This is a genomic window from Pseudoblastomonas aquimaris (assembly GCF_035481675.1).
Lineage (GTDB): Bacteria > Pseudomonadota > Alphaproteobacteria > Sphingomonadales > Sphingomonadaceae > Alteriqipengyuania_B.
Genome location: NZ_JAYJJW010000001.1, coordinates 1,067,448 through 1,090,953, shown reverse-complemented (window position 1 = coordinate 1,090,953; position 23,506 = coordinate 1,067,448). Strand labels below are relative to the sequence as shown.

The following is a 23,506-nucleotide window of genomic DNA, read 5'->3' as shown; positions in this document are numbered from 1 at the left end:
TGTCTGTCTTCCCTGAAGTCATTGTTCGGTCCGCCCATATGGGTCCGCCAGCCCCATGTCCGCAAGGGCCTTCACCTCGATTGTTTCCATCGCGTCGGCATCCTCGTCGGAAATCTCGTGATCGTGGCCGGCAAGGTGGAGGAAGCCGTGGACGATAAGGTGCGCGGCGTGGTGCTCGACCGGGAGCGATTTTTCCGCGGCCTCGCGCGCGCAGGTTTCATAGGCAAGCGCGATATCGCCAAGCATTTCGGGCGGGCCCTCATCGGCGAGATCGAGGAGGTCCTCGCGCGCCAGCATGGGGAAGGACAGGACGTTGGTGGGCTTGTCCCGCTGGCGCCATTCGCGGTTGAGCGCGTGCACTTCCGCATCGGACGTGAACAGCACGCTGGCGGTCAGCCGGGGTTTGGCCAGCGCATGCTCGTATGCGGCGAGGGCCTCAAGGCACCGCTCCGCCAGTTCTTGCCACGGCCCGGCCGGCCACGGCTCCTCGATGTCGATGTCGAGTTCCACCTAGGCGGCGGGGCCTTCGTAAGCTTCCACGATGCGGCCGACGATCGGGTGGCGGACCACGTCCGACGCGGTGAAACGGCAGGTGCCGAAGCCTTCGACGCCCTCCAGCTTCTCGACCGCATCCGCGAGCCCGCTCATGCTGCTGCCGCCCGGTAAGTCGACCTGCCGCGGGTCGCCGCAGATCACCATGCGGCTGTTCTGCCCGAAGCGCGTGAGGAACATCTTCATCTGCTCGCGCGTCGTGTTCTGCGCCTCGTCGAGGATGACGAACGCATCGGCCAGCGTCCGCCCACGCATGAAGGCGATCGGCGCGATTTCGATCACGCCACTGGCGATGTGCCGTTCCACCTGTTCGGGCGGCATGCAATCGTACAGCGCATCGTAAAGCGGGCGCAGGAAGGGATCGACCTTCTCCTTCATGTCGCCGGGCAGGAAGCCGATCTTCTCGCCCGCCTCGACTGCTGGACGCGACAGGATCAGGCGCTGCACGCTGCCGCTGATCAACTGGCTGACCGCTTGCGCCACCGCGATATAGGTCTTGCCGGTGCCCGCCGGGCCGAGGGCGAAGATAATATCCTCGCGCGCCAGCGCTTCCATGTAGGGGACCTGTCCGGGGCTGCGCGGCACGATGGTCTTGCGCCTTGTGCGGATCATGATCGGCGGCGCGCGATCCGGCGCGTCGGCCATGATCCCGTCCAGCGTGGGTTCGTTCGACATGGCGATGATGCTTTCGATGAGACCGGCGTCGAGGTCCTGCCCGGTCATCAACTTTTCGTGCATGGACTTCAGCACGTCGCGGGCGCGGGCGACATCGTCCTCGCTGCCTTCGATATGCACCTTGTTGCCGCGCGCGGAAATGAACACGCCGAGCCGGTTTTCGATCTGGACGAGATTGGCGTCGAATTCGCCGAACAGCGCGCCGAGGACGGCTTCACCGTCGAAGGTAACCTCGGCGTGGGTGCGGGGGCCGATATGCCCCGGCCCGTCGATATTTGCAGCCGCCCGTGGGGCGATGCGGGTTGTCTTGCGAGCCATGCGCTCCTTTCGCGTGTGTCCGAGTCGGAAATGTAGGCACGCGAAGGATTAAGGCAAGCTGGCGGCGCTTTCGTGACAGTGGATAGCGCTTAGGCGAGAGCGCGTTGGCGCAAGCGTCCGCCGAGCGATTGCGGGCCGGCGCTGGTCAGTTCCACTTCGACGAGATCGCCCATCGCGATGTCGCCGGTGAAATGGACCGATTGCAGCCACGGCGACTTGCCGAGCCACTGGCCGTCCTGCTTGCCGCGCCGCTCCACCAGCACCTGGCAGGTCTTGCCGACGCTCGCCTCGTTGAAGGCAAGCTGGTCGCGGCGCAGCGCGGCCTGGAGGCGTTGCAGGCGCTCGTCCATCACCTCGGGCGCGATTTGCCCGTCCATCGTCGCGGCCGGCGTGCCGGGACGGGGCGAATACTTGAAGCTGAAGGCCTGCGCGTATCCGACCGCGTCGACCAGCTGCAGGGTTTCCGCAAATTCCGCCTCGGTTTCGCCGGGAAAGCCGACGATGAAGTCTCCGCTCAGGGCGAGATCCGGGCGCGCGGCGCGGAACCGGTCGAGCAGCTTGAGGTAGCTTTCCGCCGTGTGGCTGCGGTTCATCGCCTTCAGCACGCGGTCGCTGCCGCTTTGCACCGGCAGGTGGAGATACGGCATCAGCTTGTCGACTTCGCCATGGGCGGCGATCAGCGCTTCGTCCATGTCGGCCGGGTGGCTGGTGGTGTAGCGGATGCGGGCAAGGTCGGGCAGCTTTGCAAGCGCGCGGACGAGGCCGGCGAGGCCGACGGTGCGGCCCGCCTCATCCTCCCCGCTCCACGCGGATACATTTTGCCCGAGCAGCGTGATCTCGCGCGCGCCGGCATCGACCAGTTTCTTCGCTTCGTCGACCAGGGCGCTGTATGGACGCGATATTTCCGCTCCGCGAGTGTAGGGTACCACGCAATAGGTGCAGAACTTGTCGCACCCTTCCTGGATGGTGAGGAAGGCCGACGGCGCGGTCTTGCGGCGCCTTGGCAGCGCGTCGAACTTCGCATTGGCGGGCATGTCCGTGTCGGTCGCACGCCCCCCGGCGATCGCCGTGTCGAGCATTTCCGGCAGGCGGTGGTAGGCCTGCGGGCCGACGACCATCGACACCGCGGGGGCACGCGCCATGATCTCCTCGCCCTCCGCCTGGGCGACGCAGCCGGCGACTGCGATCAGCGGCTGCTTGCCCGCTTCCCGCCCGCGCTTGGAAATGCGGCCGATGTCGGAATATACCTTCTCCGCCGCCTTTTCGCGGATGTGGCAGGTGTTGAGGACGACGAGATCGGCATCCTCCCCTTCTGCTGCGGGCACGATGCCGCGCTCGCCAAGCAGCTCGCCCATCCGCTCGCCGTCATAGACGTTCATCTGGCAGCCGAAGCTCTTGACCCGGTAGGTCTTCGGGGGCGCGTTGTCTGGCATGCGGGCGCCTATAGCGGCAGATGGCGGACCGCGAAAGGCGGGACTATTCCAGCGGCACTTGCGGCTTCGAATAGCGCACCGGGCCGACATCGTGATCGAACGGGCGGGGCGGGTGGCCGAGGATATCGGTCAGCTTCGCCTCGATCATCTCGCGCGCATTCTGGGCGATGGCCTTGCGCCCCGGATATTCGACCGGGCTGAACGGTTCGAGATAATGGATGTTGAGGCGGAACGTGCTCGGCCGCCCCAGCACGCGCATCGCGTTGTTCACGCCGCTTTCCGTGCCGATCCAGCCGATCCATTCGGAGACCTTGCCGTAATCGAGCACCACCGGCTGGACGAGCACGTTGGCAGGAGGCGGCTCCAGCACTTTGAGCATCGAGCTCTTGAAGGGGAGGAGCGACTTGTTGTCGGTGGTCGTGCCCTCGGGAAAAACGGTGACCGACCAGTTGTCGGCCAGCGCCTCCCGCAGGGCGTTGATCTGGCCTGCTACGCCCATGCGGTTTTCCCGTTCGACATAGACGGTGCGGTTGAGCCCCGCGAGCCAGCCGACCACCGGTGCATCGCGCAGTTCCGCCTTGGCGACGAAAGCCGTCCCGCTCGACCCCGCAAGCGATAGGATATCCAGCCACGACACATGGTTCGCAACGAAGAACACGTCGCGCTTGAGCGGGGTGCCGTGGTTCTTCACTCGCGCGCCGGCAATCCACGCGGCCAGCTTCAGGAAATACTTCGGGAAGGGCGAACCGTAGGCGAAGATTCGATAAAGATAATGCAGCGGCACGAAGACGAACAGTGCCAGCAGCAGCAGGATTACGCGGAGGGTGAAGAACGCCCAGCCGAGCGGAGATAGCGGCGTCTTCTCGCCGGCGGCCGCGCGGGCGCGCAGCGCTTCCCTATCCGGCATCGCGGCCCAGTTTGACGCCGTAGAGTTCCATCCGGTGGTCGACGAGGCGATAGCCCAGCTTTTCGGCGATCTGGCGTTGCAGGGCCTCGATCTCCGGGTCGACGAATTCCACGACCTGGCCGCTTTCGATGTCGATCAAGTGGTCGTGGTGGGCTTCAGGCGCAGGTTCGTACCGCGCGCGCCCGTCACCGAAATCGTGGCGGTCGAGGATGCCGGCCTCTTCGAACAGGCGCACTGTGCGATAGACCGTGGCGATAGAGATCTTGGGATCGACTGCCGAGGCGCGGGCGTGGAGCATTTCCACGTCGGGATGATCGTCCGCCTCGGACAGCACCTTGGCGATCACGCGCCGCTGTTCGGTGATCCGCAGGCCCTTGTCGGCGCACAATTGTTCAAGATCGATCGGGTTCGGCATGCTGGTCCTGGATACGAAACGCCCCGCCACCGATAGCGGGGCGGGGCGCTGCGCTCAAGTTCGGGGCAATGGCCCGGAATAAAACGGCGTTCAGTCCGTCTTTTTCTTGCGGCCGCGCTTCTGGCCGGGCTTGCGACCGAGGCCGATCTTCTTGGCCAATTCGCGGCGCTTCTCGGCATAGTTCGGCGCGACCATTGGGTAATCGGACGGCAGGTTCCAGCGCGCACGATACTCGTCGGGCGTCATGCCGTGGTCGGTCATCAGGTGACGCTTCAGCATCTTCATTTTCTTGCCGTCTTCCAGGCAGACGATGTGATCCGGCTTCACCGATGCGCGGACGGTAACGGCCGGCTCCGGCGGGGTTTCATCGGCCTGCGCGGGCGAACCGAGACCGGCAAGCGCCCCGTGCACGTTCTGGATGAGCTCGGGCAGCTTATCCACCTCGACCGAATTGTTCGCGACATGCGCGGCGACGATTTCGGACGTCAGTGTGATGAGCATTTCTGCGGAATCGGTTTCGAAATTTTCCATGTGTGTGTTCTCTCCAAGCCTTCTGCGGGCCTTTGTGTATTCCGTTGTAGGAATCCGCCATCTATGGCCTTGAGCGTCCCGCTTTGCAACCGATTGTAGTATAGTTTTCCCTATCCGTCGATCTTGGCGAGCGGTTTTACGAATGTGATGGCATCACGTTTCGATCCATCGAGGGCGCGATAGTAAGCCTTGCGAATACCGATGGGCGAGAATCCAAGGTCGCGATAAAGCGTTTCCGCTGGATTATCCGCCCGCATTTCAAGGAATAACTTGGCGACGCCGCGCTCCGCAGCCGCTTCGAAAAGATTGGTCAGGAGGGCGCGTCCGAACCCGCGCCCGCGCAGGTTCGGCAATACTGCGATCAGCAGCAGTTCTTCCTCGTCTGCGGCCATTCGGCTGAGCGTAAAGCCGACCGGATCGCCCTCGCTGTCGATGCTTCCGGCCGCATCTATGGTTGCTGCGAAAGTATTCGGCATGACGAGTGCATCGCCGACTTGCCTGCGGTTCCACGCTTCACCGAAGAAGGGATCGAAGCCGCGTTCCATCACCGCCATGATCCTGTCGACGGAGTCGTTCATCGCGCCTGCGGGAGCTTCGCGTCGGGCGCGCGGCCGTAGAGGGGGGAGAGGTCGGCGGTGAAGCGCTCTTCTGCAAGCAGCAGCGCCTCCCGCGCATCGGGGAGGATGTCGAGCGCCGTACCGTGCCCGCGCTGCTGCACCAGGGCCTGCGCCTGCGTGCCTGCAACCAGCTCTTGGCTGAGCGCTTCGGCAGCTTGTGCCGGGATGAGGGAAGCAAGCTCTCCCAGCGCCTCGCCATTGCTCCCGAACGATTGCACGAACCATTCGCCGTGCCCGCCGGTCATCGCGACGGCGATATTCTGCGCGCCCTCGCGCTTGCGGGCCATGGCGGCGACCAGCGCGAGCGTCGGGTAGGCGAGCACCTCTGCCTGCCAGGCGAGACCGAATCCGCGCGCTGCGGCAATCCCGATGCGCACGCCGGTGAAACTGCCGGGGCCGCGTGCGACCAATATCCGCTCCGCTTTCCCGCGATCGGGCAGGGCGGAGACCATGGGCACCAGCTGTTCCGCGTGCCCGCGGCCCAGTTCGCGCCAGTCGCCCGCAAGCAGGCGGTCGCCTTCGAACAGGGCGACGGAGCAGGCGGCTGTCGCGCAATCTATCGCGAGCGTTCTCACCTGCCCCCCATACACCCGCGCTGGCGAAGTGCGAGGGTCAGGACCCAATACTGGCACGGGCGTGGCGGCAAGATGACGAAGATATCGGACGAAACTGCGTGCAGCGAAGGCTGGATGCCTTAGCAAACGCGGTTTTGTTCGAGATCGAAGTCATCTTGCCGTCCTTCGGATTGGGTCAATTGGCCCCTTTGCCGCGTCACGGAAGCTTGGAAATGCCACGGCATTTCCCGCGCTCCCATTCCTTGCACACCGCTTCGCTGGGGCCAATTGCTCCCAACCACGCTCCGCGCCAGTAATGGGAACAGACCCTAGACGACCCGATTGAAGCGGTCGAAGTCCGGACGCGGGCTGCGGTCGAAAATCGTCGACCGGTCGCCGTGGCCGATAGAGATCAGCCAGTCGGCACGGTACTTCGGCTCGTCGGCGAAAAATTCCTTGGTCGTCGCATCCTGGTCGAACCCCGACATCGGGCCGCAATCGAGGCCGATCGCGCGCGCCGCGAGCATCAGGTATGCGCCCTGGAGCGCCGAGTTGCGGAACGCGCCTTCCTTGCGGCCTTCCTCGTCGCCTTCGAACCAGCTCTTGGCGTCGGTGTGGGGGAACAGCCAGGGCAGCTGCTCGTGGAAATCGATGTCATAACCCACGATGACGCAGACGGGCGCGGTCAGGATCTTCTCCTGATTGCCCTCGCTCGCATGCTTGGCGAGCCGTTCCTTCGCTTCCTTCGACTTGCACCACACGAAGCGACCGGGCTGCGAATTGGCAGAGGTCGGCCCCATTTTCAGCAGTTCGTAGATCTGCCGGATTTCCTCGTCCGACACTTCCTTGTCGTGCCAGCCGTTGTAGCTGCGCGCTTCGCGGAAGATGAGGTCGAGGGCGGAATCGGAAAGAGTGTCGGTCAAGTGATGCTCCGGAAGAAATGAAATTCAGGCTGCGCGAACTTCAACCACTTCCGGCACATAATGTTTCAAAAGGCCTTCGATGCCATGCTTCAGCGTCGCTTCGGACGAAGGGCAACCGGCGCAGGCACCCTGCATGGTGAGGTAGACCACGCCTTCGCGAAAGCCGCGGTACTGGATGTCGCCGCCGTCACCGGCCACCGCCGGGCGAATGCGCGTTTCCAGCAATTCGTGGATTTGCGCGACGATTTCCGCGTCGGCGGGATCGTCCTCGATCATTTCGTCGTCTTCTGCCGGGACGCTGATGCCGGCGGCGGTGCCGGGTGCGAACAGCGGGGCGCCGGACACGAAATGGTCGAGCAGCACGCCGGTGATCTGCGGCTTCAGGGCCGACCAGTCGGTACCGGGAGGGGCGGATACGGATACGAAGTCGGCCCCGAAGAACACGCCGGTGACCATGCCCGTGTCGAACAGGGCCTGGGCGAGCGGACTGGCCTCGGCATCCTCCGGCGAGGCGAAGTCGCGGGTCCCGCTTTCCATGACCGTGCGATGCGGCAGGAACTTGACGGTGGACGGGTTCGGGGTCGGTTCGGTTTCGATATACATGATGCAGTGCATCTAGGAGTGCGGCGTTGCGCCTGCAATGGGCAGACATCCGGCAAAAACGTCCGCATTCACCAAACCTTCAGGGGCTTTCGTGCTTGGGTGCCCCATGACATCGAAATTGCGCCCCGCCAGGGCTTTCGCTTTCCTGCTCGCCGGATTTGCCCTGCTACCACTGCCGTTGCTGGCGCAGGATTCGAACACGCCGGTCCGCGCCGCCGTATCCGTTCCCGAACCGCAGGCGATCGATCGCGAGGATCCGTGGCTGTTCCGCGGCGGCGACATCCCGGTCGATCCGGCGTGGTATTTCGGCGAAATGGAGAACGGCGTCCGCTACGCCACGCGCCGCAACGGCGTGCCGCCGGGGCAGGTTTCCATCCGTATTCGCATCGACGCCGGGTCCATGTACGAGCGTGAGGCGGAGCGCGGCTTTGCCCACCTGATCGAGCACCTGTCCTTCCGCGAATCCAAGTATCTCGCGGCGGGCGAGGCTATCCCGACGTGGCAGCGCCTCGGCGCGTCCTTCGGCAGCGACACCAATGCCGAGACGAGCCCGACGCACACGGTCTACCAGCTCGACCTGCCCAACGCGACGCCGGCCAAGCTGGACGAATCCTTCCGGCTGCTCTCGGGCATGATGCGCGATCCGGTGTTCTCGCAAGCCAACCTCGCCGCCGAAGTGCCGATCGTGCTCGCCGAACTGCGCGAGCGGGCAGGACCCGGCCAGCGCGCCTTCGATGCCTCGCGCGAGACGTTCTACCGCGGCCAACTGCTCGCCGAACGGTCGCCCATCGGCACGGTCGCGACGCTGCAGGCGGCGACCCCGGACAGCGTGCAGGCCTTCCACGACCGATGGTACCGGCCCGAACTGACCGTTATCAGCGCGGTCGGCGATATCGATGCGCGGGTGATGGCCGGCCTGATCGAGAAATATTTCGGCGACTGGTCGGTCCCCGGCCCGGTCCCGGCGCAACCCGATTTCGGCGCGCCGCAGCCGCCCGCCGATGCCGATCCCGCATTCCCGCTCGACGCGATCGAGGTGGTGGTTGAGCCGGACCTGCCGCATTCGGTGAGCCTCGCCTACATGCGCCCGTGGGAGCAGGTGACCGACAACCTCGAATACAATCGCGGGCTCATGCTAGACCAGCTGGCCATGTCGATCATCAACCGCCGGCTGGAAAGCCGCGCGCGCGGCGATGCGCGTTTCCTTGCCGCGCAGGTCGGCACCAACGACGTCGCCCGCTCGGCCAACGGTACCTTCGTTTCGCTGACGCCCATCGACGGCGATTGGGAAGGTGCGCTGGAAGATGTCCGGCTGGTGATCGAGGATGCGCTCGCCAACCCGCCGAGCCAGCAGGAAATCGACCGCGAGGCGGCCGAATTCATCCTCGCCTTCGAGACCGGCCTTGAGCAGGAATCGGTCGCAGCGGGCGCAGGGCTTGCCGACGAGATCGTGACCGCCGTCGATATCCGCGAGATGATCGCTACACCGCAGACCCGGCTTGAGCTCGTCACCGGCCTGACCGACCGCTACAATCCCGAAGAGATCTTCCGCCGCACCAAGCGTCTGTTCGAAGCGACCGCGGTCCGCGCCGTGCTGGTCACGCCCGAGGCACCGGATGGCGGCGATAGCGCGCTGCGCCTCGCGCTGACGCGTCCGCTCGAACTGCCCGAAAACATCCGGGGCGATGCGAACCTGCGCAGCTTCGCCGATCTTCCCGCCCTTGGCACGCCGGGAACGGTCACGGATCGCCGCTCGATTTCGCGGCTGGGTTTCCAGCGTATCGAATTCGACAACGGCGTGACGGCGCTGATCTGGCCGACGACCAACGAGCCCGGCCGTGCGACGGTGAAAGTGCGCTGGGGCGCAGGCTTCCGTGCCTTCACGCCCGACCAGGCACCGGAAATCGCGCTCGGCCAATATGCCCTCGTCCCGCAAGGGCTGGGCGAGCTCGACCTCGAGGACCTCGACCGCATCGCCACGGGTCGCAAGTTCGGCTTCGATTTCGAGATCGGCGAAGGCGTGTTCTCGATGAATGCGGAAACGCGCCGTGCCGATGTGCGCGACCAGCTGTACCTGTTTGCCGGCAAGCTCGCCGATCCGCGCTGGGACGAGGCGCCGTTGCGCCGCGCGAAATCGGCGCTGCAGACTGGTTACGAGAGCTATGGCGCCAGCCCCGTGGGCGTGATCAATCGCGACCTGTCATGGCTGCTCGCCGGCAAGGACGGGCGCTACCAGACGCCCACGCCGGCCGAAATCGCCGATGTCACCAGCGCCGAATACCGCGCCGTGTGGGAGCCGATCCTGAAGCAGGGCCCGGTCGAAGTCCTCGTCTTCGGCGATATCGAGGCGGAAGAGACGGTTGCCGCGCTTGCCGAAACCTTCGGCGCGATCCCGGTGCGCGAACCCTTGCCCGCCGGCGTCGCCGCGCGCGCGGTCCCCTTCCTCGACGGCACGCCCGAACCGATCCGCCTGACCCATCGCGGCGCGGCGGACCAGGCGGCGGCCGCCGTTGCTTGGGAGACGGGGGGCGGCTCCGCCAACCTGGCCGAGGCCCGCAAGCTCGAAATCCTGTCCCAGCTTTTCAACAACCGGTTGATGGATGCGCTGCGCGAAAAGGCCGGGGCGAGCTATTCGCCGCAGGTCGTCTCGCAGTGGCCGGTCGATATCGACAGCGGCGGCAACATGCTGGCGCTGGCCCAATTGCCGCCGGAAACGGCCGATGCCTTCTTCACCGAAGCGGAGGCGATTGCGGCAGACCTTGCCGCCAATGGCCCCGATGCGGACGAACTTGCCCGCGTGACCGAACCGCTCAAGCAGCTGCTGCTGCGAGTGCAGACGGGCCACGCCTTCTGGCTGGGCCAGGTCGAAGGCGCGACGACGGACGAGAGCCGCGTCGCACAGCTCGCCACTCTGTTGCCGGACTTCACCGAAACGACGCCCGAAGAAATGCGCGCGCTGGCCGCCAAGTACTTCGTGCCGGGTGAGGCGGTGAAGATCGTCGTCCTGCCCGAAAGCGGCGGTGCGGGCGCGGGATCGGCTGCATCGGGGCGCTAGGGGTTTGAGAATTGCCGCCCGCGAGGCATGGTGACGCCCTAGCAATAGAAGGAGCGTCACCATGAGCCTGTTCGATTCCATCTTCGACAAAGTCAGCGACCACCCGACGGTCGACAATCTTGCCGCCAAATTGGGTATCGACAAGGAACAGGCGGCCAAGGCGATCGCCGGCCTTGCCGAAGGCCACCAGGCCGATGGCGACACGGTGCAGGAAGCGGCGGCGAAGACCGGTCTCGACGCCGGCATCCTGGAACAGGTGCGCGAACATATCGGCGGCGAAGGCTCGCTGACGAAATTCGCCTCCATGCTCGACAAGGACGGCGACGGAAACCCGCTCAACGACATCCTCGGTTCGGGCGGCGGCATGCTCGGCGGCCTTTTCGGCAAGAAATAAGGGAGCGCACGGCATGAACCTAAACCAGATTCTGCAGAACAGCGGCGTCATCGCCAGCATGGCGAACGAGCTCGGCATCGACGAGCAGACCGCGAAGGTCGGCGCGGGCGCCTTGTTGCCTGCCATCGTGGCCGGGATGGGCCGCCAGTCGACCTCCGCGCCGCAAGGCGGCGGCCTGGGCGGGCTCGGCGACATCCTGGGTCGATCGATGGGCGGCGGTGCAGGCTCCGCCGCGGGGGGCGGCCTTGCCGGCGGGCTCGGCGGGATGCTGATCGACGCGGTGCTGAAGAAGGACCCGACCCCGGCCGCGCCCGGCAACGACATCCTCGGCCAGATTTTCGGCAGCAAGGACGTCAGCCGCGGGGTGGCGGAAGAGGTTGCCGGATCGACCGGGATCGACAGCGCCATCCTGAAGAAGATGCTCCCGATCCTCGCCATGGCCGTGGTCGGCTACATGATGGACAAGCAGGCGCCTGCCGGGCAGGGCGGGGGCGCCGGAGGCGGCGCACTGGGCGGTGCGCTCGGCGGGCTGCTGACGCAGGTCGTGGCCGGAATGGCGCGCCGCTGACCCGCGCATAGCTATGCGCCGGCCTTGCCAATCGCAGGGTCGGCAGTTTAGCTTCTGTGAACGTTATCAGCCGCCGGCGCCCTGGCCGGGCGGCGATGACCGGGAGAGAAGCTATGCCAGGACTTCGCAGCATTCTTGCCACTTCGCTCGGCGCATTGGCGCTCGCATCCTGCGGCGGGGGCGAGGGCGGGGGTGGTGGCTCCGGCGTCATCGCGCGCCCCTCCAGCCCGCCGCCGACCGCGACGCCGACGCCGACGCCGACCCCGCCGGCAACGCTCCAGCTGGTGTGGTCCGACGAATTCGACACCGGCACGCTCGATCGCAATGTCTGGACAGTCGAAGGGCCTTCGTTCTTCGTAAACAACGAGCAGCAAGCGTATATCGATTCTGCCGAGACGATCTCGTTCTCCCGCCCCGCAGGCGCGGATGGCGGCGCGCTCGTGCTGAAGCCCGTCTGGCAAGAGAACTATACCACACCGACCGGCCGCGAAGTCGATTTCGTGTCCGGTCGCATCAACACGCGCGACAAGGTCAACGTGACCTACGGCAAGGTCGCCGCGCGCATCCGCATGCCGGTGGCAGTCGGCGTGTGGCCCGCGTTCTGGATGCTCGGCTATGGCCAGTGGCCGGATTCGGGCGAGACCGACATCATGGAATATGTCGGCGATCCCACGTGGGTGAACTCGGCCATCCACGGGCCCGGCTATTCGGGGGATACCCCGATCCTGAAGCGCTACTACTTCCCGCAAGGCCAGGATGTCAGCGGCTGGCACACCTATGCCGTGGAGCGCACGCCCGACGCGCTGATATTCTCGGTCGACGATATCGAATACTACCGTGTCACCAAGGCCGATATCGAACGCTACGGCGCGTGGCGCTCCGACCGCGAGCAGTACATCATCCTCAATTTCGCGGTCGGCGGCGTCTATCCCTTCAACGTCAATTCCATCGACACGCCCTATTACGGCGTGCCGCAGGAAACGGTCGACCGGATCAAGGGCGGCGAACTGGCGATGGAAGTGGACTGGGTCCGCGTGTGGAGCCGCGCTGAGGCTGCTCCCGCCGCACGCGGTCACACACTCGCGATGTAGCGGTCAACGTTCTTCGCCAGCACGTCCAGCGGCGCGTTGCCGCCCAGGATCACGGCGTCGTTGAAGCCCTTGAAGTCGTAGGCCGAGCCCATCGCCGCCTGCGCGCGGCCGCGCTGGCGCACGATCTCGCTGTGGCCCAGCTTGTAGCCGCAGGCCTGGCCGGGCCAGCTGCAATAGCGGTCGACCTCGCTTTCGACTTCCTCCCGCTTCGATCCGTTGCGCTCGACGAAGAAATCGACCGCGCGCTCGCGGCTCCAGCGCTTGTGATGGAGACCGGTGTCCACCACCATGCGGCAGGCACGGAAGGCGAGCGACTGGAGATAGCCGAGGCGGCCGACCTTGAAATCGTCATAGGCGCCAAGCTCGTCGGCCAGCTGTTCGGCATACAGCGCCCAGCCTTCGCTGAAGGCGTTGAAGGCGAGGATGGAGCGGATCAGCGGCAGGCGGTTGGAATATTCGCCTTCCCACACGTGGCCGGGAATGGTCTCGTGATAGGTCAGGTCGGCGAGGTCGTATTTGCGGTGCAGGTCGGTGGTGCGCAGGTTGATCCACATGCGCCCCGGAATTGAGCCGTCCTTGCTGCCCGCGCCGCCATAGGCGCCCGGCGCGCCGGGTTCTTCGGCCAGCGGCAGACGCTTCACTTCCAGGCGGGGATCGACCAGCGTGTTGAAAGCGCGCGGCATCTGGCCCTTGATCCAGCCGATACGCTCTTCGATGAAGGCCATGATCTCCGCGCGGCCGGGATCGCCTTCGGCAAACTTGTAGCGCGGATCTTCGCTCAGCGCCTGCATCCGCTCTCCCACCGTGCCGGAGGTGTAGCCGATTTCGCGCAGGATCGGGTCCATCCGGTCATGCAGCAGCGCCAGTTCGTCGAGGCCCTGTTCGTGCACCTCGTCGGGCGACATGGTGGTGGTGGTGCTGGACCGCAGCGCCCACGCATACCATTCGTCGCCGCGCGGGCGGGCGGACATGCCGGGATCGCCGGTCGCCATGCCGCGCTGCACCTTCAGTTCGGACAGCTGGCGGGCGAGCGCGCCGGCAATCGGCCCGGTGACGAGCGGGTTCAATTCCATCGGCCACGCGCGGGCGATGCCGGTATCCGACAGATTCTCCGAAAGTTGGGCCAGGAACAGCTCCCCGCTGCGCGCCATGGACAAGGTGCTTTCCATCTGCGCGATCGCCTTGTCGAGCAGGAAGGAAGGCGGGACTACGCCCATCCCGCGGGCCTCGCGCATCCGCGCCAGTTCCCCATCGAGCACGGCGGGTAGGGCGCGCAGCCGCTCGGCATAGGCCTCCGCATCGTCCGGCGTCTTCAGCGGGTGCGTGCTGTCGAGGAAGCGCGGCATGTCGAGATAGGTCCCGACGTTCTGGATCACAACATAGGGCGCCGTGCGCCAGCTGCCGATGGGAATGTCGCCATAGGGAAGGTCGAACCCAGCCGTCGCGACGTCGTAGGCGCTTTCGACCACTTCCAGGCTGGTGCGCGTGTCGGCATCGAGCGCGGAGGTGTCGAGCGAGCGGACCAGGGCGAGGTCGCTTTTGAGGGTCTCGGCCAGCGCCGCCTGGCCATCGGGCGACTGGTCTTCCAGCTGTCCGCGAAGATAGGCGTATTCGCCGGTATCGACGCCGAGACCGGTCGCCCGCTCCGGCTCGTGCTTCAGCAGGTTGTAGGCGATCCGTTCGAGGAAGGCGTTGGCCGATGCATTGTCGATGGGCATCAGTCCGCCGGCCTGCGGTGCGGCGGGCTGTGCCAGTTTTTGCGCACATCCCGGAAGCGCGGTAAGCGAAACCCCCGCACCGAGCGATGCGAGGGTCTGGCGGCGTGTGAATTTCGTCGTGTCCATGGCGCGGTTGATCGCCGCGCTATGGATTGGAGTCAAACGCTTAGTCGAGCATCTTGTCGGGAACCTTGCCGCCGTTGAGCGCCAGTTCCTGCATGGTGCGGCGATGCAGCCAGATGTTGTCTTCCGCGCTGCCTTCGTAATCGGTGCGGCCCATTTCCTGCGCCAGTTCCTTGCGGTTCTCGTAGCTGGAATCGATGCCGAGGAGCTTCATCAGGTCGACGATGGATGTGCGCCAGTTCAGGCGATCGGCGCCCTCCATCTTGGACAGGCGGTCTTCCACGTCCACCGATCCGGCGCGGCTGATGTTGCGCAGCGCCTCTGCCGTGATCGAATTGTCGCGCGCCTTCTGCGCCTCTTCCGGCGGCGCCGGCTTGGGCTCGTCCTTGCCGAAAATCGCGTTTTTGATGGATGAGAAAATGCCCATGTGGTGACTCCTTTGGTTTGTTATTATGAGGTCACCGGTTCAACGCACGCGGGCGCGGATCGGTCCCGCTTGGGCGGACATTCCCGCCATATGAGGCAGAAGGCAATCCGATGGACACGGTACTTTCCATTGTGGCGATCGCAGCCATCGCGCTGCTGGTGGGCGCGGTCTTCGCGTTCCGTGCCGGCCACCGCAAGCAGGCAGGTCTGATGGTGGTGCTGGCGCTGGTGATGGCGGGCAATATCGCGATCATCGCCGCGCCCGATGCCAGCGGTCGCTCGCCGATCTTGGATGCGGCGAGCGACAGCGAATGACGGTATTAAGGCTCGCCTAGCGCGGGATTTGCCAGCGCACCTGGCCGGTGTAGGTGCCGACCACAGTATTGCCGTTCCGGTCCTGTGCCGGCGTGAAGCGGGCGCGGCGCGTGATTGCGTCGCAAGCCTCTTCGTCCAGGCGGGAGTGGCCGGAGGAACGTGTGACCTGGCAGGCCGACACCCGGCCGCTGCTGGAGACAGAGAGGCGGTAGGCCGTCACCCCCTCGTTGCCGCGGCGCAGTTCGATCGAAGGATAGTCGCGCGCCGTGACCCAGCCGCCTTGCTCGTTGCTTGGGCGCGGAGGGAGCGGATCGAACAGCGGGGGCGGGCTGGGCGAGGGGCTGGGGGATGCCGACGGCGATGCGCTGGGACCGGGGCTGGGGCGCTCATCACTGGCATTGGGATCGGCGGTGACGCCTTCGTTCGCATTTTCGTCGGTCGTCGGCGTGCGGAAATCGTCCGGGCGCGGGATCGGGTTCGGAACGGGGGGCATCGTGATGACGCTTTCGACCTCAGTTCGTTCGGGCTGGTCTGGCTCGGGCGGCGGGGGCGGCGTCGGCTTGTCCTCGGGTATCTCGAACGTGTCGATGCGCTCGGGGGCAGCGCCGATCACGCCGGTGGCGTTGAGGCCGACGACGAGCAACGCGCCGATACCGGCGTGGATCAGCACCACGGTGCCGACCGATGAAGCGCGCTGGGCGGGGGTTATCGTCTGCTGGGCATAGGACATGGGCGGTTCCTCTCACTCGTGCTCGCATTGGATTGCGAGTCATGTGATAACATTACATAATAAGGAGGGCTTTGCAAGGTGGCGCTTCGCCCGTCCCTCTTGAGCGCGCACAAAACGAAAAAGGGCGGCCCGTCGACCGCCCCTTCGAACTTCGGATTTGCAGTGATCAGCGGATCGGGCAGGCCGGGTCCAGCCGGAAGTCGAGATAGTTGTCGATCGACTGCATCAGTTCGGCCTGTTCATTCTCGAAGAAATGGTTCGCACGCGGGATCACGTCGTGGTGGATCGTGATGTGCTTTTGCGTCCGCAGCTTCTCCACAAGCTTTTCCACAGCCGCTGGCTGCACCACCGTGTCTGCCGCGCCCTGCACGAAAATGCCGCTGGCGGGGCAGGGGGCGAGGAAGGAAAAGTCGTACATGTTGGCCGGAGGGGCGACCGAGATGAAGCCGCGGATTTCGGGGCGGCGCATCAGCAGCTGCATGCCGATCAGCGCGCCGTAGCTGACGCCTGCGACCCAGGTGACCTGCGCTTCGGGATGGATCGTCTGCACCCAGTCGAGCGCGGCGGCCGCATCGTTCAGCTCGCCGATACCGTTGTCGAAGCTGCCTTGGCTGCGGCCGACGCCGCGGAAGTTGAAGCGCAGCACGGCAAAGCCGCGATTGACGAAGGTCTTGTACAGGCGCTGCACGATCTGGTCGTTCATCGTCCCGCCGCTCTGGCTGTGCGGATGCAGGATCATGGCGACGGGTGCGCGCGGACGCGGGGCCGGCTGGAAGCGCCCCTCTAGGCGACCTTCGGGACCGGGAAAAATGACGGCGGGCATGGTGCGGTTCTCGCAAGTGAAGTGATGCGGTGGTCGGCAATGCAGCGCTGGCGCATGCCGGGTCGGCGCCTATATAGGGCGAAGCGCCATTTTCGCAACGATTTCGGCGGTTCGCGCCCGCGCCGCGAAAGCGACCTGCCTGTTCCTTGCCCCTCGACTGGAGGACCACGTCACCGACCGCATCTATCTCGACCACGCCGCCAGCAGCCCGCTGCGCCCAGAAGCACGCGCCGCGATGGAGGAAGGCTTTGCCGTCTGGGCCAACCCCAGCAGCCCGCATGCCGAAGGCCGCAAGGCCCGCGCCGCGCTCGAAGACGCTAGAGCCCGGATCAAGGCAGCGCTCGGCTGGGAAGGCGAAGTCATCCTGACCTCCGGCGCAAGCGAGGCAGCGGCGCTGGCGCTCGGCAAGGCCAAGGGCGGAGCGCGTATCGTCTCCAGCGTCGAGCACGACGCGGTGCGCGATGCCGCGCCAATTGCCGAGCAGGTCCCGGTTCGCCCGGATGGCCGGATCGACATGGACGCGTTGCAGGAGGCGCTCGAGCGGGAAGCGCCGGTTGTCGCGATCCAGCAGGTGAATTCCGAAACCGGCGTGGTGCAGGAGATGGCTGCCATTGCCGGAATGGTGCGCGATGCGGGCGGCCGCCTGCTCGCCGATTGTTCGCAGGGTGCTGCAAAGATGCCGCTGCCGCCGTGCGACATGGCAATCGTTTCGGCGCACAAGTTCGGCGGGCCGATCGGCGTCGGCGCGCTGCTGGTTCGCGACTTTGCCTTGCTGGAACCGACGGGCGGGCAGGAGCGTGGCTATCGGCGCGGGACGGAGAATTTGCCCGGCGCGCTGGGCATGGCAGTCGCATTGGAGGCGGCGAAGCGGCCCTATCTCGACCCCGCCATCCTCGCGCCGCTGGGCGAGCTCAAGGAGCGCGTCGTGGCGGCTGGCCTGCCGTGGATCCCGGACATGCTGGCGGAAACATCGCCCTATATCCTGCCGCTCGCCATGCCCGGCATGTCCGCCAGCGCGCAGGTGATGCGTTTCGACATGGCCGGCATCGCCCTGTCGCAAGGCAGCGCGTGTTCTTCCGGCACGCTCAAGACCAGCCGGGTATTCGAGGCGATGGGCTTCGATCCCGACATTGCCGAGCGGATCATCCGCGTCAGTTTCGGCTGGAGCACGACCCGCGCCGATGTCGAGAGGTTTTGCGAGACGTGGTGCGAACTGGCAGGGGTAGGCGCATGATCTATCTCGATTACCAGGCCACGACCCCGCTGGCGCCGGAAGCGCGCGATGCCATGCTGCGCTGGCTCGACGGACCGGGGGGCGAGGGGTTCGGCAATCCGCACAGCCCGCACCGCATGGGGCGCGCGGCCCATGCCGCGGTTGAGATGGCGCGCGAGCAGGTCGCCTCCCTGTTCCCCGCCAACGGCCGGGTCATCTTTACCTCCGGCGCGACCGAGGCGGTCAATCTCGCCATCCGCGGCGTGCTGTCCGCGGCGCGCAGCGAGGGCAAGCCGCGCGGCAGTGTCTCGGTCTCCGCCATCGAACATGCCTGCGTGCTCGACACCGCCCGCGCGCTGGGGGCGGCGCATATCCTGAACGTTGCGAAGGACGGGCAGTGCAACACGAAACAGGACCTGCCCAACGATTGCCGCCTCGTCTGCCTGATGCAGGTCAATAACGAAATCGGCACAATCCAGCCGACGGTCGACTGGCACCGCAAGGCAAAGGAGGCGAACGCGCTGTACCTGTGCGATGCGGTGCAGGCCTTCGGCAAGATGGAGGTGACCGGCGCGGACCTGATCGCGGTCTCCGCCCACAAGCTGCACGGGCCCAAGGGCATCGGTGCGCTGTGGGTGCGCAACGGGGTGGACCTGGGCGAGGTGCAGACCGGCGGCGGGCAGGAATTCGGCCTGCGCTCGGGCACGCTGAGCCCGGCCCTGTGCGCCGGCTTCGGCGCCGCGGTGGCGGAATGCAAGGACCGTATGGGCCGCGATGCGGAGCACGTCGAAACGCTCTGGCAGCGCGCCCGCATCCTTTTCGCAGATTGGGACCTGAACGGCAGCGAGGACACGCGCTGGCACGGCAATCTCAACATCCGCCGCAAGGGCCTCGATGTGAACCGCCTGATGAGCGATTGCCGCAAGGTGATGTTCTCCGCCGGGTCCGCCTGCGCCAGCGGATCGGGCCGGCCGAGCCATGTGCTGGAAGCAATCGGCCTGTCGGCGAAGAAGGCGAAGAGCTCGATCCGGCTGGGCTGGGGCCGCTACACCACGCTGGCGGAAATCGAGGAAGCGGCGGAGATGATCAACGCCGCGGCGGATCGCCAGCAGTGAGCGTCACGGTCAACTTCACCCGCCGCGACGGCACGGTGCTGAACGTGGAAGCTGACGAGGGCGAGAGCCTGCTGACTGTGGCCCAGAACGCCGGCCTGCCGCTGGAGGGTACGTGCGAGGGGCAGATGGCGTGCTCCACCTGCCACGTCTATGTCGCGCGCGAATGGTTCGACAGACTGGAGCCGCCGCGCGAGGAGGAAGAGGACATGCTGGACCTTGCCGCCGCCGCGCGCGCGAATTCCCGGCTGTCTTGCCAGATCGAGCTGACGGCGGAACTGGACGGGATCGCCATCACGATCCCGCCCACGTCCTACGACCAGAGCCGCTAGGCTTCCGCTGGCGTTTCGGCCGCCATCCGTTCGGCGTCGCGCCGTTCGCTCCAGCGATTGATCCGCATCGCGCCCCACACCAGTGCCGCGACCGGGGCAATGACCGCACCCAGCATCAGCAACCATGCGATCACCGTGCCCAGGATGCCGCCGACATTGCCCAGCGCATCGCCGATGGGGCGTGAGAAGCTGCCGCCCATCGGGGTCGAGCTTTCGTACTCCAGAGTCATCCGGCTGAACGACACGCGGCCCTGCATTTCGGCCACCCATGCCTCGGCCGCCTCGATTTCTTCGGTGACTTTCGCCACCTCGCGTTCCGCCTGCACCATGTCGCCGACCGAGCCGCGCCGGTTCTTGAGGTCCGCCATCAGCCGGTCGCGCAGCGCCTTGCGCGCTTCCAGCCGGGCCTCGGTATCGACCATCTGCTTCGACAGGTCTTCGCCCGTGATGCCGGTGGAGACCTGTTCGCCGCCTGCATTCTCCGTCGCCTGCGCCAGCTCGCTGCCGAAGCCGCGTGCGACTTCGGACCGCACTGCCAGTTCCAGCCTGCCCTGTCCTTCGTTGTCGGCGCTGGCGCCGGTCATGCCGAGGATCCGGCACACCGCCGGCCCTTTCGCCTCGCACATGTCGGCATGGCGCTGCTGCAGGTCTACGATGTCGTCGCCCGGCAGGCTGAAGCCGTATTGATAGGCATAGGCGATCTTGGGCATCGTCGCCGGCATTTCGAATTCGGGCACGCTGCCAGCTTCGGTCGTGCTGCTTGCAGTGGCAGCATCCGCAGTCGATTCGACCGCAGCCTCGCTTGCCATGTCGGCCTGCGCCATTTCGGCTTCGCCCGCAGCTTCCGTGTAGCTGGAATTGTCCGCTTCCGAGCACGCGGCCGCTGCCAGGGCCAGCGCGCAAACACCCATTTTCAATCCGAGTCGCATCATCATTTCCTCTCCGTAAATGGGGCCATCCGGCCCTGCCTTATTATGCCTCAATGATGCCTTAATTGTGCCACAATCGGAAAATGATGCAAGCGGGAAACTGAACACCCCGCCACCGGGGGGACGGTGACGGGGTGCCGAAACCCGAACTTAATCGAGCTATTTCAATTTATTGGGATCAGGCGCTTTCCATCTCGCGCTTCTCGACGGTCATGCCCAGCTTTTCGAGCAGGGCCTGCGAGAATGCGGCAATATCTTCCGGCTTGCGGCTGGTGATCAGGTTGCCGTCCACTACGACTTCCTCGTCCACCACATTCGCGCCGGCATTTGCGAGGTCCGTACGGATCGAGGGCCAGCTGGTGACCGTGCGACCCTTCACGATGTCCGCTTCCGCGAGCAGCCAAGGCGCATGGCAGATTGCGGCGATCGGCTTACCTTGGATTTCGAAATCGCGGACGAGGGCGATGGCCCGTTCGTTCATGCGCAGGATGTCCGGGTTCATCTGGCCGCCCGGCAGCAACAGCGCGTCGAACCCGTCGATCGTGTCGACTTCGTCGACCGTTTTGTCGACCTTGACGCTTTCGCCCCAGTCCTTCTGGTCCCAGCCCTTGATCTCGCCGCTTTCGAGGCTGACGACGACCGTTTCGAAGCCGTTCGCTTCCAGGTTGGCCTTGGGTTTCATCAGTTCCGACTGTTCGAAACCGTCGGTTGCGAGGATCATGATGCGGTTGGTCTGCATGGGGGTAACTCCTTGTTTCTCTGTTACCCGATCTACGCGTGGGGAAAGCGCTCGTTCCGCTGTGTCCCGCGAAGCGAGCCGGTGATAAGGCGAACCGCATGAGCACCGATATCGAAGACGAAACGGACCCGTTCGACGCCATCGTGGACGCCCCTTTCGACAGCGCCTTGTCCGAGCGTTACCTCGTCTATGCCCTCTCCACCATTACCGCGCGCAGCCTGCCGGATTTGCGCGACGGGCTGAAGCCGGTCCATCGCCGGCTGCTTTGGACGATGCGCCAGCTCAGGCTCGACCCCGGCAACACCTTCAAGAAGTCCGCCCGCGTGGTCGGCGAGGTGATCGGCAAGTACCACCCGCACGGGGACACCGCCGCTTACGATGCGATGGTCCGCCTCGCGCAGGATTTCTCGCTGCGCTATCCGCTGGTCGAAGGGCAGGGCAATTTCGGCAATATCGACGGCGATAATGCCGCTGCCTACCGCTATACCGAAGCGCGCCTGACCAAGACCGCGATGACCCTGATGCAGGGGCTGGACGAAGGCACGGTCGACTTCATCCCGACCTATAATGGGGAGGAAGTGGAGCCGGAGCTGATGCCCGGGCCGTTCCCCAACCTGCTCGCCAACGGGGCCAGCGGCATCGCGGTGGGCATGGCGACTAGCATTCCCAGCCACAATGTGGCCGAAGTGATCGACGTCGCGCTGGAACTGATCGACAACCCCCACGCGGAACACGCGCGGCTGATGGAGCTGTTCCAGGGACCGGATTTCGCCACCGGCGGCCTGATCGTCGACAGTCCCGAAGCGATTGCCAAGGCTTACGAGACCGGGCGCGGCAGCTTCCGCGTGCGCGGCCGCTTCCATGCGGCGGAGGCAGAGAAGGCAGAGGACCGCGAAGCCGGGATCGAACGGCAGAAGGGCGGCGGGTACCAGCTCGTAATCAGCGAAATTCCCTACATGGTGCAGAAGGGCAAGCTGATCGAGCAGATCGCGGCGGCCATTTCGGACCGCAAGCTGCCGATCCTGGAAGACGTGCGCGACGAAAGCGACGAGCAGATCCGCATCGTTCTTGTGCCCAAGAGCCGCAATGTGGACCCGGAGCTGCTGAAGGAATCGATCTACAAGCTGACCGATTTCGAAACCCGCTTCGGCCTCAACCTCAATGTGCTGGACGCCACCCGCACGCCGATGGTGATGGGGTTGAAGGAACTGGTCCACAACTGGATCGCCAGCCAGATCGAGATCCTGCAGCGCCGCGCGCGCCACCGGCTGGAACAGATCGCCAGGCGGCTGGAGCTGGTCGGCGGCTATATCATCGCCTTCCTCAACCTCGACCGGGTGATCGAGATCATCCGGACCGAGGACGAGCCCAAGCTGGTGATGATGGCCGAATTCGAGCTGACCGACCGGCAAGCAGAAGCGATCCTCAACATGCGGCTGCGGTCCTTGCGCAAGCTGGAAGAGATGGAGCTGAAGCGCGAGCAGGAGAGCCTGCTGGAAGAGCAGGACGGGCTCGAGAAGCTGCTCGCCAGCCCGGCGCGCCAGCGCACGAGGCTGAAGCGCGATCTTGCCAAGGTGCAAAAGGAATACGGCAAGGATACCGATCTCGGCGCCCGGCGCACAACGATTGCGGAAGCCGCGCCCACGGTCGAATTCAGCATGGACGCAATGATCGAGAAGGAACCGGTCACGGTCATCCTTTCCGCAAAGGGCTGGGTGCGCGCGGCGAAAGGCCATGTGGAACTGGCCGGCAGCGCCGATGGCATGGGCGATTTCAAGTACAAGGAAGGCGACGAGGCCGCCTTTGCCATCCACGCGCAGACGACCGACAAGCTGCTGGTCGTCGCCGATGACGGGCGCTTCTTTACGCTGGGCGCGGACAAGCTGCCCGGCGCGCGCGGCTTCGGCGAGCCGATCCGCACGATGCTGGACATCGATCCGCAGGCGCACATCGTGGCGCTGCTGGCGCACAGGCCGGGCGGCAGGCTGCTTCTGGCGAGCAATGCGGGCAAGGGCTTTGCCGCTGAAACCGACGCGCTGGTCGCCGAAACGCGCAAGGGGCGCCAGGTCGTCAACCTGAAGGCCGGCCAGCGCCTTGCCGTGATCCGCCCGATCGCCGAAGCGCACGACCATGTTGCGGTGGTCGGCGACAACCGCAAGCTGGTGGTCTTCAACCTGGAGGAAGTGCCGGTGATGGCGCGCGGGCAGGGCGTGCAGCTGCAGCGCTATCGCGACGGCGGATTGTCGGACGCGATCACCTTTACGCTGGAGGAAGGCCTCAGCTGGCAGATGGGCGGCAAGGGCGACCGGACCCGCACCGAAAGCGACATGTGGCAATGGAAGGTGGCGCGCGGCGCCGCCGGCCGGATGCCGCCGCAAGGCTTCCCCCGCGACCACAGCTTCGGTTGAGG

The 23,506-nt window shown here is 65.6% G+C and carries 25 protein-coding genes; 9 read left to right on the top strand and 16 right to left on the bottom strand.

The window, feature by feature from the left end:
• Positions 1–18 precede the first annotated feature (18 nt).
• From ybeY to VCJ71_RS05285, 10 genes are all read right to left on the bottom strand, one after another.
• Complete coding sequence (gene ybeY / locus VCJ71_RS05330) at positions 19–510, bottom strand: rRNA maturation RNase YbeY (RefSeq protein ID WP_324639664.1); 492 nt, start codon at positions 508–510, stop codon at positions 19–21.
• Complete coding sequence (locus VCJ71_RS05325; protein WP_324639663.1) at positions 511–1,545, bottom strand: PhoH family protein; 1,035 nt, start codon at positions 1,543–1,545, stop codon at positions 511–513. It lies immediately after the preceding gene.
• 89 nt (positions 1,546–1,634) lie between these two features.
• Complete coding sequence (gene miaB / locus VCJ71_RS05320) at positions 1,635–2,978, bottom strand: tRNA (N6-isopentenyl adenosine(37)-C2)-methylthiotransferase MiaB (RefSeq protein WP_324639662.1); 1,344 nt, start codon at positions 2,976–2,978, stop codon at positions 1,635–1,637.
• Positions 2,979–3,021: 43 nt separating this feature from the next.
• Positions 3,022–3,885 (bottom strand): lysophospholipid acyltransferase family protein, encoded by an 864-nt coding sequence (locus VCJ71_RS05315; protein ID WP_324639661.1) that lies wholly within the window; start codon positions 3,883–3,885, stop codon positions 3,022–3,024.
• On the bottom strand, positions 3,875–4,300 hold the full coding sequence (locus VCJ71_RS05310; protein WP_290135636.1) for a Fur family transcriptional regulator: 426 nt from the start codon (positions 4,298–4,300) through the stop codon (positions 3,875–3,877). Before VCJ71_RS05310 ends, VCJ71_RS05315 begins: the two co-directional genes overlap by 11 nt.
• A gap of 90 nt (positions 4,301–4,390) precedes the next feature.
• A complete protein-coding gene (locus VCJ71_RS05305; RefSeq protein WP_324639660.1) occupies positions 4,391–4,831 on the bottom strand; it encodes a Ros/MucR family transcriptional regulator in 441 nt (146 codons plus the stop codon).
• Positions 4,832–4,941: 110 nt separating this feature from the next.
• Positions 4,942–5,409, bottom strand: a complete 468-nt coding sequence (locus VCJ71_RS05300) for a GNAT family N-acetyltransferase (protein ID WP_324639659.1) — start codon at positions 5,407–5,409, stop codon at positions 4,942–4,944.
• Positions 5,406–6,023 (bottom strand): tRNA (adenosine(37)-N6)-threonylcarbamoyltransferase complex dimerization subunit type 1 TsaB, encoded by a 618-nt coding sequence (gene tsaB, locus VCJ71_RS05295; RefSeq protein ID WP_324639658.1) that lies wholly within the window; start codon positions 6,021–6,023, stop codon positions 5,406–5,408. Before tsaB ends, VCJ71_RS05300 begins: the two co-directional genes overlap by 4 nt.
• A gap of 308 nt (positions 6,024–6,331) precedes the next feature.
• Positions 6,332–6,925: a malonic semialdehyde reductase gene (locus tag VCJ71_RS05290; RefSeq protein ID WP_290135632.1), complete on the bottom strand. Its 594-nt coding sequence runs from the start codon at positions 6,923–6,925 to the stop codon at positions 6,332–6,334.
• 24 nt (positions 6,926–6,949) lie between these two features.
• Positions 6,950–7,528: a NifU family protein gene (locus VCJ71_RS05285; protein WP_324639655.1), complete on the bottom strand. Its 579-nt coding sequence runs from the start codon at positions 7,526–7,528 to the stop codon at positions 6,950–6,952.
• A 106-nt stretch (positions 7,529–7,634) separates the two neighbouring features.
• Between VCJ71_RS05285 and VCJ71_RS05280 the strand changes: the two genes are divergently transcribed.
• The 4 genes from VCJ71_RS05280 to VCJ71_RS05265 all read left to right on the top strand — a co-directional run bounded on the left by VCJ71_RS05280 (position 7,635) and on the right by VCJ71_RS05265 (position 12,636).
• Positions 7,635–10,583: a M16 family metallopeptidase gene (locus VCJ71_RS05280; RefSeq protein WP_324639654.1), complete on the top strand. Its 2,949-nt coding sequence runs from the start codon at positions 7,635–7,637 to the stop codon at positions 10,581–10,583.
• A 61-nt stretch (positions 10,584–10,644) separates the two neighbouring features.
• Positions 10,645–10,977, top strand: coding sequence for a hypothetical protein (locus VCJ71_RS05275; protein ID WP_324639652.1), 333 nt, complete (start codon positions 10,645–10,647; stop codon positions 10,975–10,977).
• 13 nt (positions 10,978–10,990) lie between these two features.
• Entirely contained in the window at positions 10,991–11,545 is a 555-nt protein-coding gene (locus VCJ71_RS05270; RefSeq protein ID WP_324639650.1) for a DUF937 domain-containing protein, read from the top strand.
• Positions 11,546–11,658: 113 nt separating this feature from the next.
• Entirely contained in the window at positions 11,659–12,636 is a 978-nt protein-coding gene (locus VCJ71_RS05265) for a glycoside hydrolase family 16 protein (protein ID WP_324639648.1), read from the top strand.
• Here the strand turns inward: VCJ71_RS05265 and VCJ71_RS05260 are convergent.
• Positions 12,618–14,480, bottom strand: coding sequence for a DUF885 domain-containing protein (locus VCJ71_RS05260; RefSeq protein ID WP_324639647.1), 1,863 nt, complete (start codon positions 14,478–14,480; stop codon positions 12,618–12,620). The two genes, VCJ71_RS05265 and VCJ71_RS05260, sit on opposite strands and share 19 nt — an antisense overlap.
• 40 nt (positions 14,481–14,520) lie before the next feature.
• Positions 14,521–14,904 (bottom strand): DUF3597 domain-containing protein, encoded by a 384-nt coding sequence (locus VCJ71_RS05255; RefSeq protein WP_324639645.1) that lies wholly within the window; start codon positions 14,902–14,904, stop codon positions 14,521–14,523.
• A 110-nt stretch (positions 14,905–15,014) separates the two neighbouring features.
• Between VCJ71_RS05255 and VCJ71_RS05250 the strand changes: the two genes are divergently transcribed.
• The gene (locus VCJ71_RS05250) at positions 15,015–15,218 is read left to right on the top strand and encodes a hypothetical protein (RefSeq protein ID WP_324639643.1); all 204 of its coding nucleotides are present in this window, start codon (positions 15,015–15,017) and stop codon (positions 15,216–15,218) included.
• A 16-nt stretch (positions 15,219–15,234) separates the two neighbouring features.
• On the opposite strand, the gene VCJ71_RS05245 is transcribed toward VCJ71_RS05250, so the two are convergent.
• Entirely contained in the window at positions 15,235–15,948 is a 714-nt protein-coding gene (locus VCJ71_RS05245; protein ID WP_324639642.1) for an energy transducer TonB, read from the bottom strand.
• A 166-nt stretch (positions 15,949–16,114) separates the two neighbouring features.
• Positions 16,115–16,771, bottom strand: coding sequence for an alpha/beta hydrolase (locus VCJ71_RS05240; RefSeq protein WP_324639640.1), 657 nt, complete (start codon positions 16,769–16,771; stop codon positions 16,115–16,117).
• A gap of 157 nt (positions 16,772–16,928) precedes the next feature.
• On the opposite strand from VCJ71_RS05240, the gene VCJ71_RS05235 reads away from it, so the two are divergent.
• The 3 genes from VCJ71_RS05235 to VCJ71_RS05225 are packed head-to-tail and all read left to right on the top strand — an operon-like array spanning position 16,929 to position 19,428.
• Positions 16,929–18,005 (top strand): cysteine desulfurase family protein, encoded by a 1,077-nt coding sequence (locus VCJ71_RS05235; protein ID WP_416379157.1) that lies wholly within the window; start codon positions 16,929–16,931, stop codon positions 18,003–18,005.
• Entirely contained in the window at positions 18,002–19,099 is a 1,098-nt protein-coding gene (locus VCJ71_RS05230; protein WP_324639638.1) for a cysteine desulfurase family protein, read from the top strand. The genes VCJ71_RS05235 and VCJ71_RS05230 overlap by 4 nt, the downstream gene beginning before the upstream one ends.
• Positions 19,096–19,428, top strand: coding sequence for a 2Fe-2S iron-sulfur cluster-binding protein (locus VCJ71_RS05225; protein WP_324639637.1), 333 nt, complete (start codon positions 19,096–19,098; stop codon positions 19,426–19,428). Before VCJ71_RS05230 ends, VCJ71_RS05225 begins: the two co-directional genes overlap by 4 nt.
• Here VCJ71_RS05225 and VCJ71_RS05220 read toward each other — a convergent pair.
• On the bottom strand, positions 19,425–20,363 hold the full coding sequence (locus VCJ71_RS05220) for a DUF4349 domain-containing protein (protein ID WP_324639635.1): 939 nt from the start codon (positions 20,361–20,363) through the stop codon (positions 19,425–19,427). The two genes, VCJ71_RS05225 and VCJ71_RS05220, sit on opposite strands and share 4 nt — an antisense overlap.
• A gap of 172 nt (positions 20,364–20,535) precedes the next feature.
• A complete protein-coding gene (locus VCJ71_RS05215) occupies positions 20,536–21,096 on the bottom strand; it encodes a type 1 glutamine amidotransferase domain-containing protein (protein ID WP_324639634.1) in 561 nt (186 codons plus the stop codon).
• Between the two features lie 98 nt (positions 21,097–21,194).
• Here VCJ71_RS05215 and parC point away from each other — a divergent pair, with 98 nt between their 5' ends.
• Positions 21,195–23,504, top strand: coding sequence for a DNA topoisomerase IV subunit A (parC, locus tag VCJ71_RS05210; RefSeq protein ID WP_324639632.1), 2,310 nt, complete (start codon positions 21,195–21,197; stop codon positions 23,502–23,504).
• Positions 23,505–23,506 lie beyond the last annotated feature (2 nt).